Raw genomic sequence first — 15490 nt, 5'->3', positions numbered from 1 at the left:
GTTCCCACTCGGCGTTCGTCAGATCACCACGACCCATATGCCAAGAGTGACAAGACCAGCGCTCACCGTCAGGAGATCTAAGAAACAGCTCCTAGCGCGGTCAGGGTGCGCAGGGTGCGGGACGGCTCCCAGCGCTGGAAGACCTCGGTGTAGCCGCCCGGGCCTGGGCCAGCGGCCGCTCACGGTCGCGGTGGGTGGCCTTGCGCACGTTCACCTATAGCTGGCGTTCATGCCGAACTCGCGGGCCACCTCGGCCGGTACGGAACCCGCCCGGAGGTTTCCCGCACGCCGGTTCGGCGAGGGGTCAGACTCTGGCCTGTTCTTCGAGCCTGGCCGGTGCGGCCGGGGCCGACTTCGACGCCCGGCGTCCGGGCATCCACCAGTTGGCCTTGCCGAACAGCTCCATGACGGCGGGAACGAGGATCATCCGGACGATGGTGGCGTCGATGAGCACGGCGACGGCCATGCCCAGGCCTCCCTGCTTGACGGCGATGTCCGGGCCGAGCAGGGACGTGGTGAAGACGGCGATCATGATCGCGGCGGCGGCCGTGATGACCTTGGCGGTCCCTGCCAGCCCTCGGGCAACGGCCGTGCGGGTGTCGCCGGTTCGCTCGTATTCCTCACGGACCCGGGAGATCAGAAAGACCTGGTAGTCCATCGACAGGCCGAACAGGACCGGGAACATCATCATCGGGACCCAGGTCGTGACCGGCATGGCGGCGGGAAAGCCGAGGGCGGGGCCGAACCATCCCCATTGGACGACCGCGACGATCACCCCGTAAGCGGCGCCGATGGACAGCAGGTTCATGACCGCCGCCTGCAGGGCGATCGTGACCGACCGGACCAGGGCGATCAGAAGCACCATGGAGATCGCAATGACGACCGCGATCATCAGAGGCAGGCGCGAGCCGGACTCCTCCGCGACGTCGATGGTGGCGGCGTTCGGGCCGCCGACGAGGACGTTCCGGCCACCGGGTGCGTTGGGCAGCACCTCGTCGCGGAGCTTGTGCACCAGGTTCGCGGTCGCCTCGTCCTGGTAGCCGGTCGAGGGGAAGGCGATGAAGGTGGCGGCCTGCCCGTCCTTACTGACCCGAGGTGGTGTGGCGTAGGCGATGCCGTCGGTGTTGCGCACCGCTTCGACGACGGGGCTCAGGTCGGCGTCAGTGGAGTCGACCTGCGTGGTGAAGATCAGCGGTGCGCCGTAGCCGGGTCCGAAGCCTTCGGACAGGATCTTGTAGGAGGTGTAGCTGCTCCTGTCGTGGGGCTGAACGCTGGCGTCAGGCTGGCTCAGCCGCATGGACAAGGTGGGAGCGGCCAGCACCAGCAGAACCGCGCCGGCCAGCGTCGCGGCGATCACCGGCCTGCGCTGCACCGTGCCGGCCCAGCGCTCGGCGGGGGTACGGCGCTGCCGGGACGCACCGGTGACGGGCTGGTCGCCCCGCGGCGCGCGACGGGGCAGGCGCAGCGAGTTGATCTTGTAGCCGGTGAAGCCCAGGAACGCGGGCAGCAGGGTCACTGCGGCGATCATCGTCACCAGCACGATCACCGACGTGGCGACGGCCACCCCGGTCATCAGCCGCTGCCCCATGACGACCAGGCCCAGCAACGCGATCACAACGGTGACGCCGGCGAACAGCACCGCATGCCCGGCCGTGGTGAGGGCCTTGACCGTGGCGCTCTCGGGGTCATCGCCCTCCTGCAGGCTGTCCTTGTACCGGGTCACGATGAACAGGGCGTAGTCGATACCGACACCGAGCCCGATCATCGCGCCGAAGGCCAAGGTGAAATCCGGCCCGGGAACCAGGTACCCGACCAGCTTCATAAGCGCGAGGCCGGCCACGATCGCCAGGAGGGCGGTCACGATCGGCAAACCCATCGCCACCAGCGAGCCGAAGGCGATGAACAAGATCACCGCTGCCGCCAGGAGGCCGACGCTTTCGGCCGGACCCTGCGGGGGCGTCTCAGCCTTTTCCGCCATGTACCCGCCCAGGCCAAGCGTGACGCTGTCGTCGGAGGCCGCCTTTACCAGGTCCACCAGAGGCTTGACCTCGGTCTTGTCCACCTCTTTGTCGCTCAGCGGGATCGTCGTGCGGGCGATCCGACGGTCCGCCGTCACCAGGCTCTTGTCGTCATACGGCGACGTCATCGGTCCGGTGACAGCAGAGTCGGCGAGCCCGGCGAGGACCTTCTCGATCTTCTGCCGGGCGGCGGGATCATCGATTCCCTTGTCCGCCTTGATCGCGAGGGTCAGCGTGTCGCCTTGCTGCTCGGGGAAATGCCGCTCGATCAATTCCTGCGCCTTGGCGGATTCGGAATTTCCGCCGGTGAAGGCGTTGTCGGGGGCCGCGCCGTACCCGAAGCCGACCACCGCCACGGCGATCACGCCGACGATCCAGGCAAGCAGGACCAGACGGCGGCGCCGGTAACAGAACCGAGCCAGCCTCGCCAGTGCTCCATCAGTGTTGGAAGTGTCGGTTCTCAACTCTTCTCCTCGAAGTCGCTTTATTCATTGGGCTAGTTCCATCCTGAAGTCGCAGGCCGCACCCCTTTGTCGGAATTCGTTTGGCGGTGCTTGGGTAAGCGGTGACAGCTGATCGCGGAGCTTGTTGATAACCGAAGAACTCGTCAGTTCTTCGGTGACCACCGGGACCTGAGCCAGTCTTTTCCGCGTCATCAACGGGAGCGGATGGCGACCATTTGTCATCGCCACCGCCGGGCCAGCCCCTTTCACCCGTGACAACAGGATGGAGCTGTCCCATTGGCGGTTGGACCTTCAGGCAATCGTGACCTGGCCGTCGATGACCTTTACCGGGATTTCGATCAGCGATGCGCGCGCCGGCCCTCCGGTCACCTGTCCGTTCTCATCGAAGGTGGAGCCGTGGCAAGGGCAACGAAATCCGGGGCCGACGTAGGAGATCGGGCAACCCTGATGGGTGCAGGTGGCGTTGAACGCCAGGAACGTGTCCGGGGTGGGGCGCAGGAGATAGGCAGGTGCCCCATTTGGCGCGGTGAAGCGTTTCGCCGATCCGGCGGCGATGTCGGCGGCGGCAGCGATCACCGGCCCGCTCCCCGTCCCTGGGCTTGCCGAGTCCCTCGGGGAGATCACGGGGCGCCGCGCGAGTGCCAGCGTGCTCCCTGCGGCCACTCCGACAGCGGTCGTCGCTGCCGCGATCAGACCGCCCCGTAGCGCGGTACGGCGCTTGACGTCGTCCTGTACGACCACACTTTCGTCCGGCGTGCTGCGCATCGGCAGACCGAGCCTGTGACGCACCCTCGAACGCGACCAGGCGGTCAATGACAACACCCCGGCGTCGCCCATTATCAGCAGCGGGGTCCACGCGAAAGCGAAAACAATGTCGGCCCCGTAATAGTACGGTCGGGTCGTCCAGCTCACCGTCAGGAAGAAGCTGACCGACAGGAGGACGCCGCCGAGGGCGGCGAGCCGGGTGAACAGGCCGAGGAAGGCACCGAGTCCGACCGCGATCTCCCCGAAGGCGAGCCCCAGGCCTGTGACGATCGAGTGGTCGGCGGCCAGCGATACCAGTGGGCCGATCGGGGAGATCTCGGCGGCGTCCAGCATCTGGGCATGGACTCCAAGCGGCGCGGTGTCATCCAAGTAGCGCGCGTCGAAGAGCTTGGAAACACCGGCGTACACAAAGGTGCCACCGAGAAAGGCGCGCAGCGGCAGCAGTGCCCAGAGCGGTGACTGCATCGGGGAATCCCAGCGCATAGTCACTTGGTGGCTGAGGTGATCATGAAGCCGGTGCACATTTCATCGCTTGAGCCGTCGCCCCAGACCACGTATCGCGGTGGGAGCTTGCTCAGCGCCGGCACTTGCTGCCGCAGGGTGGCGTCGTGGGTACAGGTGACCCGCAGCGTGTCTCCTGGCTTGACGTCGACAGGGGTGGGCAATGGCCGGGTTTTCTGATTGTCGAAGTCGAAGTTGGGGACGTCGAGCAAAGTCTGGGCCCGGGCGGTGCCGGGATTGAGTTCGACCTTGATCGAGCGCCCGAGCATGTGCATGTGTCCCAACGCCGCATACACCGTTATGGGCTGTCGCATCGGATAGTCGCAGCGCTGGATGTTGCCAGGCACCGGCTTGCCATTGCCGCAGAGTTCCAGCAGTTGCTGCGCAATACCCCCGACTCTGTCACCGAAGCGCTTGGTGACATCCGCGACCGACGCGGCGCGGTCGCACAGCACACCGGACTCACCACTGGCGCAGGGCAGTTCGATCGGTGCCTGCAGAGGGAGAGTGCGTAGCGGTTTGGTGGCCGCTGTGCCGTCGGTCAGTCGCAACCGGACGCTGGACTGGTCCGTTTCGCCTGCGCGGCCGTCGGTGGCCAGCAGGTTGTAATGCGCCTGAACGACGATCAGGCTGCCGGGCTTGACGGGGAAGCCGACATCCTGCTTAAGGACGCTCTCTGTGCCGTTGGGGGTCCAGGCGCTGGCATAGGTCCCCGCTACCGGGCCCAACCCGGTATCGCCGAAACAGGTCCAGCCAGGGCCCTGCGTCTCGGCGTCCTTGGCGTGCGCCAGTGTTGCTGCCTCGGGTGCGATCACCTGGACAACGGCGTGGTGCACGATCTTCGCGTTCTGGGGCTGGAACAGGGCTCCGGTCAGGAACATCGGCTTGGTCACGTGTGGATCGATCAGCAGGCACCGGTAGTCATCGGTGCCGCCGTTGGGAGCGGACGGCGTATAGGACTCCGGCATGGTCAGGTCCAGGAACCGCTCGCCGGTGCGCAACGGCTGCGATGCCGCGGGCGCGGAGGTGCCATGGCCAGTGTGCGGCGCGTCCGCCTCAGAATCTGCGGAGTCCGACGCACAGGCGGTGAGCCCCATCGCCATTGCCACCGAACACGCTGCCAGGGCGATCCTTCGCCGGTGCTTCATCCGTTTCCTCATGATGACCTTTCGTGTCTGGCAGTATTTCCAGGAGATTCCTGGCTTCACGGGCACGCCCATCCGGCGAAGAACTGTGCTGCGACGGCCAGCAGCAGAGTCGCCAGGCTGGTGAAAGCGCTACGCACGACACGCTCCTTCAAATGGCGTCCAGCTGACGGGCTGCCCTCATGGAGGTGTTCGTAGGTCTTTCGCGGATTCCATCGTCGCGTTGCCGAGCGGGCCTGAGCCTCCGACAACGGACGGCAGCGTCTACGCAGTTCTGCGTAGACACCTCATGCCCGGATACATCCGTCGTCGTAGGGGGTCGCGCGTCTGGGTGGAGTGTTCTCACGCGCGGGAACCATAGGATCGCGGCATGAAACACCCCGTCATGTCGTTGCGTCTGCCAGCGCCGGCGCAGGACGTGTTACTCGCGCTCTTCATCACCGTGATGCAGGTTCAGGGCACGATCGTCCGCAACGCCAGCGAGGTGGTACAGCGCCCCCTCACCGACCTCGGAAACCTGGGATATGTCCTGCTGATCGTGAGCGGCGTGGTCGTCGCCGTCCGCCGCCGGTGGCCGGTGCCGGTGTTCGTCACGACCGCGCTCGCCAGCTTGGTGTACTACAGTCTCGACTTCCCGGACGGGCCGGGCTGGCTCGGGCTCTTCGTCACCCTGTACACCCTCGCCGCCTACGGTGACGGGCGCCGGTCGCTGGTGATCGCCGGCGTGGGCACCTCGGTGCTCGCCACCATCTGGCTGGTCGCCGCGGCCGATATCGAGCCGCGCGCCGCCATCGGGTGGGTGTTCTTCCGGATCGGCGCGTCGGTCATGAGTGCGGCCCTCGGCGAGTCCGTCCGGTCCCGGCAGGTCATCGCGGCCGAAGCCCAGGAGCGCGCCGAGCTGGCCGAACGGACGCGCGAGGAGGAAGCGAGGGCGCGGGTCGACGCCGAACGGCTCCGGATTGCGCGCGAGGTCCACGACACCGTCGCGCACGCCATAGCGATCATCAACGTCCAATCCGGCGTCACCGCGCACGTGCTCGACAAGCGGCCGGACGTGGCGCGCGAGGCGCTGCGCGCCATCGAGCAGACCAGTTCCCGGGCGCTCCAGGAGATGCGGGCCATCCTCGGGGTACTCCGCGACGACAACGGTGACGGCGGGCGGGTGCCGTACCCCGGGCTGGGGCAGATCGACGAACTGGCCGCCAAGGCACGTGAGGCCGGACTCGACGTCAAGCTCGAGGAGACCTCGCCCGCGGCGCCGTTGCCCAGCGCGGTGGGAAGTGCCGCCTACCGAATCGTTCAAGAATCGATCACCAACGTGGTCCGCCACGCCGGTCCCACTCGGGTGACGGTCGCGCTGAACCCCGGGATCGAGGCCTTGGAGATCCGCGTGACCGATGAGGGAAGCCGTGCCGCCCCACGTCATGACTCCGCAGATCCGCGCCTACCGGCCCGGCATCCGAGCGGCACGAACAGCTCCGCCAGGCCCGGTCGCGGGATTCTCGGCATGCGCGAGCGCTGTCAGCTGCTGGGCGGAGAACTCGACGCCGGGCCACTTCCGGGTGGCGGTTTCGAAGTCAGGGCACGACTGCCCCTCGCGCTGACCGGGGCGCGCCTATGAACGCGGCAGCCGCCTCACCACTGACCAACGCTCCGATCAAGGTACTACTCGCCGACGACGAGGGGCTCGTGCGATCCGGGTTCAAGGTCCTGCTCGACCTCGAGGACGACATCACGGTGGTGGGAGAAGCCACCAACGGCGCCGAAGCCGTCGAAAAGGCCCGCGCCACCCGCCCCGATGTCGTCCTCATGGACATCCGCATGCCGAAACTGGACGGGATCCAAGCCACCGCCCAGATCGCGGAGACGCACGGGTTGGAGCAGGTGCGAGTCCTCATCCTCACCACCTACGACACCGACGAGTACGTCTTCGACGCATTGCAGGCCGGTGCCAGCGGCTTCCTGCTCAAAGACGCCGGACCGGCCGAGCTCCTGCACGCCATCCGGGTGATCGCCGCCGGCGAGGCGCTGCTCGCACCACGGATCACCCGACGCCTCATCGGCCAGCTCACCGCTCGACGAACAGTTGCCCGGGCCGCAGAGGACCGGCTCGCGGCGCTGACTGAGCGCGAGCGCGAAGTCCTGGCCCTGGTGGGGCAGGGCTTGAGCAACCACGAGATCGGTGCCGAGTTGTTTCTCAGCCCGGCCACCGCGCGCACCCATGTCAGCCGCGCGATGGCGAAACTGGAGGCGCGCGACCGCGCGCAACTGGTCTTCATCGCTCACCAGACAGGACTGGTCAGCCCTGCGATGTAAGGCACGGCCACGCCGCGTTCGCGCAGCGACAAGCTTATCCAGGTGTAGATGATCATGTCGTTGTCGAACGCCTTGGAACGCCCCCAGTGGCGTGTACCGCTTCATGATTCGACCTGACTTCACCTCACGGACGTGGGGGCCTCAACATCGCCGAACGCATGACCGGCCTGCCTCCCGGCTCGCCCCCAGGCAGGGATGGCCCAACGTGAACATCCACGCCACCCCCATCCACCGATGCGGTTCCCCGTCCTGAACCGGCAGGTCAGCCGTGCTCGGCTCGTGCTGGACCGTCCCGGAAACGATGCGTCATCACACGTCATCGACAGGCACCAAAACCATGCCCTCAGCCGACAGACGGACACCAAACGACACGCCACACCGCTAAAAGGTGCGAATCCTGCAGGGCGCGCAACCAAGACCAGGCAATCCAGCGATTGACCTGGTCTTTTGCATGATCGGACAAGGTCCCCGGTAGGCAGCCACAGGCGACCCGAGGCAGCTCCATGCATGCTTCGGCCGTATCCGCCCGCTGCCAATGATCAGGACAGAACGGAGGAGAAACCGTCGAGCCGTACCCAGGTGATCTTGCTGGCGCTGGTGCCGCCGAGGACGAGGAGAGTGCCCCTGACGTCGGCCTCCACCCGGCACACGCTCAGCCCGTTGTGGTTGTTGCGCGGGCACAGTCCGCGGGTCAGTTTCGGCACCGGCAGTCCGGCGGGCAGGGTGCCCAGGGGGCTGTCGTTGGTGTAGGAGACGTGGGCGCCGCCGCGTAGCTGCAGGAAGTCCGTGCCGGCGACGCGTACAACGCGCGCCTGGGGCGGTGCGTCGGCGAAGGCCTTGGCAGGGCCGGTGAGCGTGATGGGTTTCCAGGCGAACACGACCTCGGCATCGGAGACCCCAGAAGCAAGGGCGACGGCGGGAAGGGCGGCGGCCGCGGTGAGCAGCGTGCGGCGGGTGGGGGATCGCATGGGGTGTCCGTCACTTCCAGGAAGCGGTGAAGCTGTCGAGGTCGATCCAGGACAGCGGATGGTCGGGGCTGGCGCCATAGACCCGGAGCCGGCCGGACGGGTTCGCCTCGACCTCGCAGTCGGCGGTGCCGTAACTCATGTTGCGCGGTACGGCGGCGCTCACCGGCACGCTCGGTGTCAGCCAGGGCGGCAGGTCGCCGACGACGGCCGGCTGCATGACGTCCGGGCAGCCGAGCGAGCCGCGCAGCTGGAGCTGGGTCACCCCGCCGACGCTGATCAGCCGGGCTCGAGGCACCCGCGCGCCCGTGTGGCCCGCGAACCCGGGGGCCAGCGAGAGCTTGCTCCAGTCGGCCAGCACCTTCACACCCTGCACCGGCGGATCGGAGGTGAAGGCGCACACGCTGGCCTGCCGCCCCACCGGGGCGTCACCGCTGAAACCGAACAGCAGACTCACCCGATCCCCCAGCGGCTCGACGGCCAGCCCCTCGGGTTCGCGGCGCGGCAGGCCGGGCAGCGCGGTGACGGGGGTGACGACCGGGGTGCGGCCCGGGTCCCGCCAGGAGACGAGCGAGATGCGGGCGTTGCTGTCCTCGTAGGAGTCCGACGGGTCACCGTTGTAGAGGTAGAGCAGGTCGCCGACGGTGGCGAACCCCTGGAAGGTGCCCACGACCGAGGGCGGGTGCGCGATGGTGGCGGCGGGGGTTCCGGAGACCTTGCCGGTGGCCGGGTTGATGGGGTGGCGGCTGTAGAAGTAGCCGGAGGGGGTGCGGTAGCGGAGCGTGAGCCAGTTGCCGATCGGGTCGACGGCGGGGGCGCAGGTGAGGGTGTCCGGGTCGGGCGAGTAGGGCTTGGTCAGGACATCGGAGGTCATGTCGATGCTCTGGCCGGGCAGGTACGGGAAGCGGGTGACCCGGGTGCCGAAGCCCTTGCGGACCGGTCCGGCCTCGCACCACAGATGGGTACGGCCGCCGATGTGCTGGGCGCCGATCTGGTAGCCGTGTCCGAAGCCGTCCAGGTGCATCCAGTCCAGCACCTTCCCGGTGGTGCGGGAGACCCGGTTGACGCAGAGGTTGCCCAGCTCGTCGGCGGTGCCGGCGTCGCGTAACTGGACGAGGTACAGCTCGTGGGTGACCGGGTCTACGGCCAGCGACTGCATGGCGGGCCCGTGATGCAGCCTCGTGTCCGCCAGTACGCGGGTCCAGGGGCCGGATAAGTCGAACATGCGGGAGATCGTACAAGGGATGATCAAGGCGGAGGCGGCGGGATCGTGTGGCTGAGCCGTACCACCGCCGTCCCCGTCGTCGCCTCCAGCAGCTCATGCGGGTGTTGATCCGTTCCATCATCGTCCCGGATCCTGAAGACGTGCCTTCTGGCCGCACCAGAACGACGAGATGGCCGACCAGCACAACGGCATCCGCAAGCTGGTCGCCTCCACCGCTCTCGACCGGACCGACTGGCAGAACTCCAGCCTGATCGAGGGAGATTTCCTCGCCGCGGTGAGCGAGCTCAAGCGGCAGCCGGGCCAGAACATCAACCTCACCGGCAGCATCAGCCTGGTCCGCGCCCTGCTGCAGGCCGGTCTCCTGGACGAGCTGCGGCTGCTGGTGCACCCGATCGCGGTCGGCGACGGCGAACGGCTCTTCCCCGGCGGCACCGGCCAGGTACCGCTTTCCCGCCGCCGGCCGTACGTGGGCGTCCATTCGGGCTTCTTCGACAGCGCGGTCCCGGCGAACTCGGCGGCGTCCCGGCCCGCGACGGAGGGCTGCTCCGCGCGGCCGGGAGGGGCGGCACCTTCGATCTCGTCTGCTTGGCCGCTGACAGACCGAAGGATGATCACTAACTCAGCTCGAACACGTCAAGGAGTTCGCCGGTGGTACTGTGCCGCCTTCGCCCTCGGCAGGGGAGGTCAGACGCATGAGCACGTCGGGATCCGAGGCGACCACGCCAGAGAATCGCTCGGGAGTGAAGAACTCCTCGGCCGCCGCGACCACCGCGTCCGGCGTCACTGCCGCCACACGGTCTGGGAAGTCGAGCAACCGGAGCGGGTCGATGGCCTTGGCGGAGAGGTCGGCGAGCGCGGCGGCGAAGGCGGCACGCGGAGCCAGCCGGGTCGCCATCGAACCGAGAGCGTAGGACCGGGCGGCTTCGATCTCCTGCCTCGTGGGGGGATTCGTCCGCATTCGGCGGAGTTCGCGGTACAGCACCTCCATCGCGGCGTTCGTGGTGGCGGCCGCAGTGTCGGCTTCGATCGCCAGGAGTCCGCTACCGGGATGGGCGTCAAAGAACGAGGTGACGCCGTACACGTAGCCCTTGTCTTCACGCAGGTTCTTCGAGAGCCGCGAGGAGAGATAGCCGCCCAAAACGTTACAGGCCAGGAAGAGCGCCGGATAGCGCTCGTGATCGGCCGTCAGCGCCTGTGCGCGCAGCCGGACGCGTGACTGCGGGACGCCCGGTTGCGGCAGGGACGCCAATCGTCCGCCTTCGATCTCGGGAAGCGACGGCAGCGGCGGCGTTCCCTGCGCCGGTGGCCGCCAGCCGGCCAGCGATCTCTCCGCGGCGTCGGCCAGCCGTTCGGGATCGTCCTGCGCGAGGACCACCAGGACGGCACCGCGCGGATCGAACGGCCGGTGACGCGGCTCCTCGATCGCGGCCAGCTCCTCTTCCCGCACCTGGAACGCCACCGGATGGTCACCGAACAGGTGCCGCGCGAGGTGTGCTCTGACCGCGACATCGGGATGCGATCCGGCCATCTTGAGATGCGCCACCAGCTGTCCACGCGCCGAGGCGGCCCGAGTCGGCGTCCCGCGCACCACCCAAGCCATTGCCGACATGAGCGAGTCGACCGCGTTCACGGAGCAACAGGCGCTGACTGTCATCTGGTGGACGTCTGCCACCGCGTTCCATTCAACGCCGTCGTCGTCCCGCCCCTGCGACATGTGGGCCGCCAGCAGTACGGACTCGGTCAGCGCGTCCCGGGTCGGGCAGGGGAGGGGAAGGCGGAGCCGCGCTTCCACAAGGGGGCTCACACCGTGCCGCAGCGCCAGCAGGCGCAGGCCGTTCCCCAGAGTGCGATCCACCACAGCACTACTCATGCACCCTCCCCGGAAGTGCCCTGAGCAGCGCGCGGGAATCGGCACGCAGGCCGGCGGCCGCCGCCGCCACGTCGTCGGTGGTCACCTCGGCGTACATGTCGGGCAACCGCGCGACACGTCCGGCATCGCCGAACAGCAGCTCGAAGCGCCCCAGCGTACGCACCCGGTCGGCGATCCGGTCCATGGACCGGTGATGGGAGGTGAGCCACGTCGTACGGCAGCGGCGCAGCTCCTCGTCGGTGGGCCCGCTCGCGCTGAGCGACTCCAGCTCCGCGTCCACGGCGGCCAGCACCTGCGCGGGCGGCACGCCGTCCGGGTGGACCGCGGTGAGCAGCCACATGTCGGGGTCACGCGCGTCGAGGAAGTCGAACAGGCCGACGCGGGCGGAGAAGGTGACCGTCTGCCCCGTCTCGCGCCGCATCCGCTCACGCAGCCGCGGTCTGCCGCCTCCGGTCAGCACGCCGGAGAGGGCGGACAGCGCGAAGTGGGCACGCGGCTCGGCGGCGGGGTCGGGCACTCGATGGCCGATGGCCAGAGCGGGAAGCGGTGCCAGCGCGTCGATGTATTCGGCCTCGCGCCGCCCGGCCGGTTCCGGCTCCCAATGGGAGGCGGTCGCGGGCGCGGGCCGGGCAGGGATCTCGCCGAACGTGCGCGTGACGGTTTCCAGCACCGCGTCGGCCTCGACGTCGCCCGTCACCGTCACCACGGCGTTGGAGGGGCTGTAGTTGCGATCGAAGAACTCCATGCAGTCGTGGAGGGTGACATGCCGCAGGGCGGCGTAGTCGCCGTACCCGTCATGGGCGTTGGCGAAGTCGCGGAAGAGCACGGGCGAAACCCTGGGCCAGGGGAAGCCGCCGTAGGGTTTGCGGATCTTACCCAGGATCTCTTCCTGCACGACCGATGCCTGGGTCCTGATGGCCCGTTCGGTGATCCTCGGGGCTCGCATACGGCCGGCCTCCAACATGATCACCCGTTCGACCGCGTCAGTGGGGACCACGTTGTAGAAGTCGGTGTAGTCCTGGCGGGTCGAGGCGTTGCAGAAGCCGCCCGCGCTTTCGACCTGCTCGAAGTGGTCCGACTCGCCGCCCATCTCTCCCTGGAACATCAGGTGCTCGAACAGGTGGGCGAGCCCGGACCCGCCTTCGGCCTCAGCGCGGAAGCCGATGTCGTAGTGGACGGCCACACCCGCCACGGGCACGGAGCGTTCCTCCTCGATGACCACTCGCAGTCCGTTGCCCAGCCTCGCGCGCACGATCTCGGCGGGCCTCACCGGCGGATCATCTCGCCTCGGGCGGGCAGCAGTTCCCCGGCGTCCGCCGCGTCGATCACGTCGGCGACGAGCCTCAGATAGACCACGAGGAGTTCGTGCCATCTCCTGTAGGCGGCGAAATCGTGGACGTGCTTCAGGAAGCGCACCGCGGCGGTCCTGCCCACGGCGGCGAGATCGAGCCGGGTGGCGTAGCCCTCCAGAACGCGGCCGATGAGGTCGTCGTAGTGGACCTTGGGGAGCATTCCGTGGCCGAACCTACGGGCCAGCTCACGGAACTCCACCAACTCGCCGATGAGCCACCCCACGTCGGACTCCCGCCGACCGGTGCCGAGATTCTCACCGGTCAGCAGGTGACCATCCCGGCCCGGCGACAGAGGCAGGAGGATGCCCTGGCTGGGAGCACCGTGCAGCAGCACGCGCGGTTCCTCCGCCCCCGGTACGCACCACGCCCCCACCATGGCCATACGTTCGTGCCCGAGGATCTCGATCGCGTGCCGGTGAAGGTCCGGCGCGGCGAGGGATCCCCGCCCGCTGCGCAGCCACGAGAGCAGCCGTCGCGGGCCTTCGGGGGACGGCAAGTCGGCCTGCGGCAGGGGCACGGCGTGCAGCCGGGCGAGTGCTGCGCTCGTCTCCGAGAAGGTGTCCCCGATGATCTGTTCGAGAGGGGTCCCGGCCCCTTCCGGCCTCCGGAGCAGCATCCCCGCGATCGAGTGCGGCTGATCCGTCCGGTACGTCATGCCGGCGGCGTCCGCCTGTTCCGGGAGCGTCAGCCTGACCCGGCCCTGGCAGGCCGTACGGACGGCCGCGACGACGGCGGGATCAGGTATCCGCATCGCGTCGTCCCGCTCGGATCCCGGCCGCCGGGTCCATCGGTAATCACCTTCACCGCACCGGACGACCGTGGTGACCACGAAACCCGAGCCGAAGGATTCGACGACTTCGCTCACAGGACCTCCTCGCGGGAGGCGCGCAACTCCGCCAGCCGCCCGATCAGCGTGTCGAGAGGGGCGGCCGCCAGGGCGTCCCGCTCTCTGGTGTGGGTGCTCAGGGTGGGCACAGGGTCGACGATCGCGACGTTGGGGCGGGCCTCGATCACCGCGAGGTTCTGCCGGTAGGCGTACGAGTCGACAGCCCCGGGCGGCAGGGCGGGGGCGATTCCGACCAGCGCGGACGTGCACTGGAGCGCCAGCAGCATCGGGGTGTCACCGAAACCGTTGGCGAACCGGCTCAAGAAGTGGTAAGTCGCCGGGTATACCAGGACGGTGTCGGGCCAGGTCGCATACTCCACGTGCGGCGATCCCCGTTCCGGGACCTCCGGCCAGGCGTCCAGGGGGACGTCCTTTCCGGTGATGGCCGCGATCGACTGCCGGGTCACGAATTGCTCCGCGCTTCTGGTGACCACCACCCGGACATCCAGGTGCCGGTAGGTGGTCCTCAGCCAGTTGAGCCAGTAGGGGAGGAAGGTGGCGCCGAGGGACCCGGTGGCGAGCACGAGCAGGCGCTCGGCGTGGAACGGCGGCGCACCCTGGGGCTGCCCGGTCTCACTCATCGGCGTCCGCCATGGCTCCGAGGATCCGCTCCACGTCGGTCAACGCGGCTGTGAAACCCTCGGTCTGCGCCACCCCCGCCGGGTTGAGGATGATCTCGTCCACCCCCGCCTCACGGTACTCGCGCAACCGTCCGGCGACCTCGTCCGCCGTGCCGTACACGTAGACCCCCGCCTCGACCAGCGCCGCGGCGCCCGCCCGCGGGTCGGCCGGGTCCGCGGGCACTCCGGCCCGCCTGAGCATGTCGGTGTAGTGCGGTGCCGTCAGGTGGAGCGCGGCCGCGGCGTGCGCGAGCTTGCGCGGATCGCGGCCGGAGCCGGCCAACCCCACGTGTACGACGGTCGCGACGCGAGGTGGCGAGCAGCGGTCCGCGGCGCCTTCGGCCAGGGCGGGGACCAACACGTCCCGGACGTAATCGGGCGGCGTCATCCAGGTGATGGCCACGTCCGCGACCGCGCCCGCCGCGCGCGCCATACCGGGGCGCAGGACGCCCAGTCCCACCTCGACCGGCGCGTGCTTCATCGGGGGCAGCCCGGTCGTGGCGACGCACGCCTCACAGTCGTGACCGGAGATCCCGCCGTCGAGGATGCCGCGCATCGCGCGGGCGTAACCGGCCGCGGCCGTCGCCGGCTTTTCGTACGACGCGCCGCGCAGCGCCCTGACCACCTCGGGTGTGGCGGCACCGTACCCGGCGACCACCGGCTTGCCGGTGAGCACCGCCAGACTGCGCGCCTGCGCCGCGGCGTCCAGTGGGTGCCGCAGCGGCATCAACGTCACGCTCAGCCCGGACGGCACCCTGATCCCCCGGCCCGACAGGTAGGCGAACGTCTGGTGGGTCTCGGCCATCACGGACTGCCCCATCCAGAGCCGACCGGCCAGCCCCTTCATCACCAGTTCCCCGAAGGGCACGACCGCGTCGGGATGCGCAGGCTGGAATGGGAACAGCAGCGCGGTAGCCATCAAACCTCCAAAACCGTCATCTGTGAATGCCGCGTCCCGAGCGGTGGCGGTGCCACGGGTCCCCGCGACACCGCCACACGGGCTCCGTTAGAAGCACTCCATCGTCAGCGTGCAGATGCTGTAGATGGTCGTCGGCGGGGGGAGCTCACGGGTCTCCCGGAGGGACGCGGCGACCTCGGCGAGCGAGGTGTAGGCGTCGGCGCCTTCCATCAGGAACTCGGCGGACATACGTCGCTTCCTTTCGTTGTTCTCACGCGCGGTGTTCTCGCGTACGGTGATCTCACCGTGCGTTCTCACACACGGTGTTCTCATGTGCGGCGGCGCCGCGGACCGTCATCCGCGGCGCCGCCGTCCCCGACAGGAAACAAACCGAATAGATAGTGTTAGAGAATCGGGAAAGCGGGGGGGTGTGGTTGAAAGTGGGGGGGGAGGACAAGAGGCCGG

The 15490-nt window shown here is 68.5% G+C and carries 13 protein-coding genes and 1 pseudogene; 3 read left to right on the top strand and 11 right to left on the bottom strand.

All coding sequences use genetic code 11. The features are described 5' to 3' along the window. Window positions 1–304: 304 nt before the first annotated feature. The 3 genes from ACWEVS_RS44590 to ACWEVS_RS44580 all read right to left on the bottom strand — a co-directional run bounded on the left by ACWEVS_RS44590 (window position 305) and on the right by ACWEVS_RS44580 (window position 4968). Complete coding sequence (locus tag ACWEVS_RS44590; RefSeq protein ID WP_452557113.1) at window positions 305–2482, bottom strand: MMPL family transporter; 2178 nt, start codon at window positions 2480–2482, stop codon at window positions 305–307. Window positions 2483–2773: 291 nt separating this feature from the next. Next, entirely contained in the window at window positions 2774–3712 is a 939-nt protein-coding gene (locus ACWEVS_RS44585; protein ID WP_452557111.1) for a Rieske 2Fe-2S domain-containing protein, read from the bottom strand. 20 nt (window positions 3713–3732) lie between these two features. Continuing rightward, complete coding sequence (locus ACWEVS_RS44580) at window positions 3733–4968, bottom strand: monooxygenase (RefSeq protein ID WP_452557109.1); 1236 nt, start codon at window positions 4966–4968, stop codon at window positions 3733–3735. A gap of 295 nt (window positions 4969–5263) precedes the next feature. Between ACWEVS_RS44580 and ACWEVS_RS44575 the strand changes: the two genes are divergently transcribed. After that, complete coding sequence (locus ACWEVS_RS44575) at window positions 5264–6514, top strand: sensor histidine kinase (protein WP_452557107.1); 1251 nt, start codon at window positions 5264–5266, stop codon at window positions 6512–6514. After that, entirely contained in the window at window positions 6511–7209 is a 699-nt protein-coding gene (locus tag ACWEVS_RS44570; RefSeq protein WP_452557105.1) for a response regulator, read from the top strand. Before ACWEVS_RS44575 ends, ACWEVS_RS44570 begins: the two co-directional genes overlap by 4 nt. Window positions 7210–7748: 539 nt before the next feature. On the opposite strand, the gene ACWEVS_RS44565 is transcribed toward ACWEVS_RS44570, so the two are convergent. Both ACWEVS_RS44565 and ACWEVS_RS44560 read right to left on the bottom strand, forming a co-directional pair. Continuing rightward, window positions 7749–8177 (bottom strand): hypothetical protein, encoded by a 429-nt coding sequence (locus tag ACWEVS_RS44565; protein WP_452557103.1) that lies wholly within the window; start codon window positions 8175–8177, stop codon window positions 7749–7751. A 10-nt stretch (window positions 8178–8187) separates the two neighbouring features. Then, on the bottom strand, window positions 8188–9399 hold the full coding sequence (locus tag ACWEVS_RS44560; protein ID WP_452557101.1) for a phage baseplate protein: 1212 nt from the start codon (window positions 9397–9399) through the stop codon (window positions 8188–8190). A 160-nt stretch (window positions 9400–9559) separates the two neighbouring features. Between ACWEVS_RS44560 and ACWEVS_RS44555 the strand changes: the two are divergent. Further along, window positions 9560–9820 (top strand): annotated as a pseudogene (locus ACWEVS_RS44555) (dihydrofolate reductase family protein); the annotation flags it as partial. A gap of 198 nt (window positions 9821–10018) precedes the next feature. Here ACWEVS_RS44555 and ACWEVS_RS44550 read toward each other — a convergent pair. From ACWEVS_RS44550 to ACWEVS_RS44525, 6 genes are all read right to left on the bottom strand, one after another. Then, window positions 10019–11269, bottom strand: a complete 1251-nt coding sequence (locus ACWEVS_RS44550) for a M16 family metallopeptidase (protein ID WP_452557099.1) — start codon at window positions 11267–11269, stop codon at window positions 10019–10021. Beyond that, window positions 11262–12539 carry a M16 family metallopeptidase gene (locus ACWEVS_RS44545; protein WP_449919257.1) on the bottom strand — a complete coding sequence of 426 codons (1278 nt, stop codon included), beginning with the start codon at window positions 12537–12539 and terminating at the stop codon, window positions 11262–11264. Before ACWEVS_RS44545 ends, ACWEVS_RS44550 begins: the two co-directional genes overlap by 8 nt. Beyond that, window positions 12536–13486, bottom strand: a complete 951-nt coding sequence (locus tag ACWEVS_RS44540; protein ID WP_449919254.1) for a hypothetical protein — start codon at window positions 13484–13486, stop codon at window positions 12536–12538. Before ACWEVS_RS44540 ends, ACWEVS_RS44545 begins: the two co-directional genes overlap by 4 nt. Beyond that, window positions 13483–14088, bottom strand: coding sequence for a flavoprotein (locus ACWEVS_RS44535; RefSeq protein ID WP_449919251.1), 606 nt, complete (start codon window positions 14086–14088; stop codon window positions 13483–13485). The genes ACWEVS_RS44540 and ACWEVS_RS44535 overlap by 4 nt, the downstream gene beginning before the upstream one ends. Further along, a complete protein-coding gene (locus tag ACWEVS_RS44530) occupies window positions 14081–15046 on the bottom strand; it encodes an LLM class flavin-dependent oxidoreductase (RefSeq protein ID WP_452557096.1) in 966 nt (321 codons plus the stop codon). The genes ACWEVS_RS44535 and ACWEVS_RS44530 overlap by 8 nt, the downstream gene beginning before the upstream one ends. An 87-nt stretch (window positions 15047–15133) precedes the next feature. Next, on the bottom strand, window positions 15134–15274 hold the full coding sequence (locus tag ACWEVS_RS44525; protein WP_449919246.1) for a hypothetical protein: 141 nt from the start codon (window positions 15272–15274) through the stop codon (window positions 15134–15136). Between the last annotated feature and the right edge of the window lie 216 nt (window positions 15275–15490).

The sequence above is a fragment of the Nonomuraea sp. NPDC003754 genome, from assembly GCF_053605785.1.
Note: the sequence above shows the minus strand (reverse complement) of the source record. Positions and strands in the feature narration are given on the sequence as shown.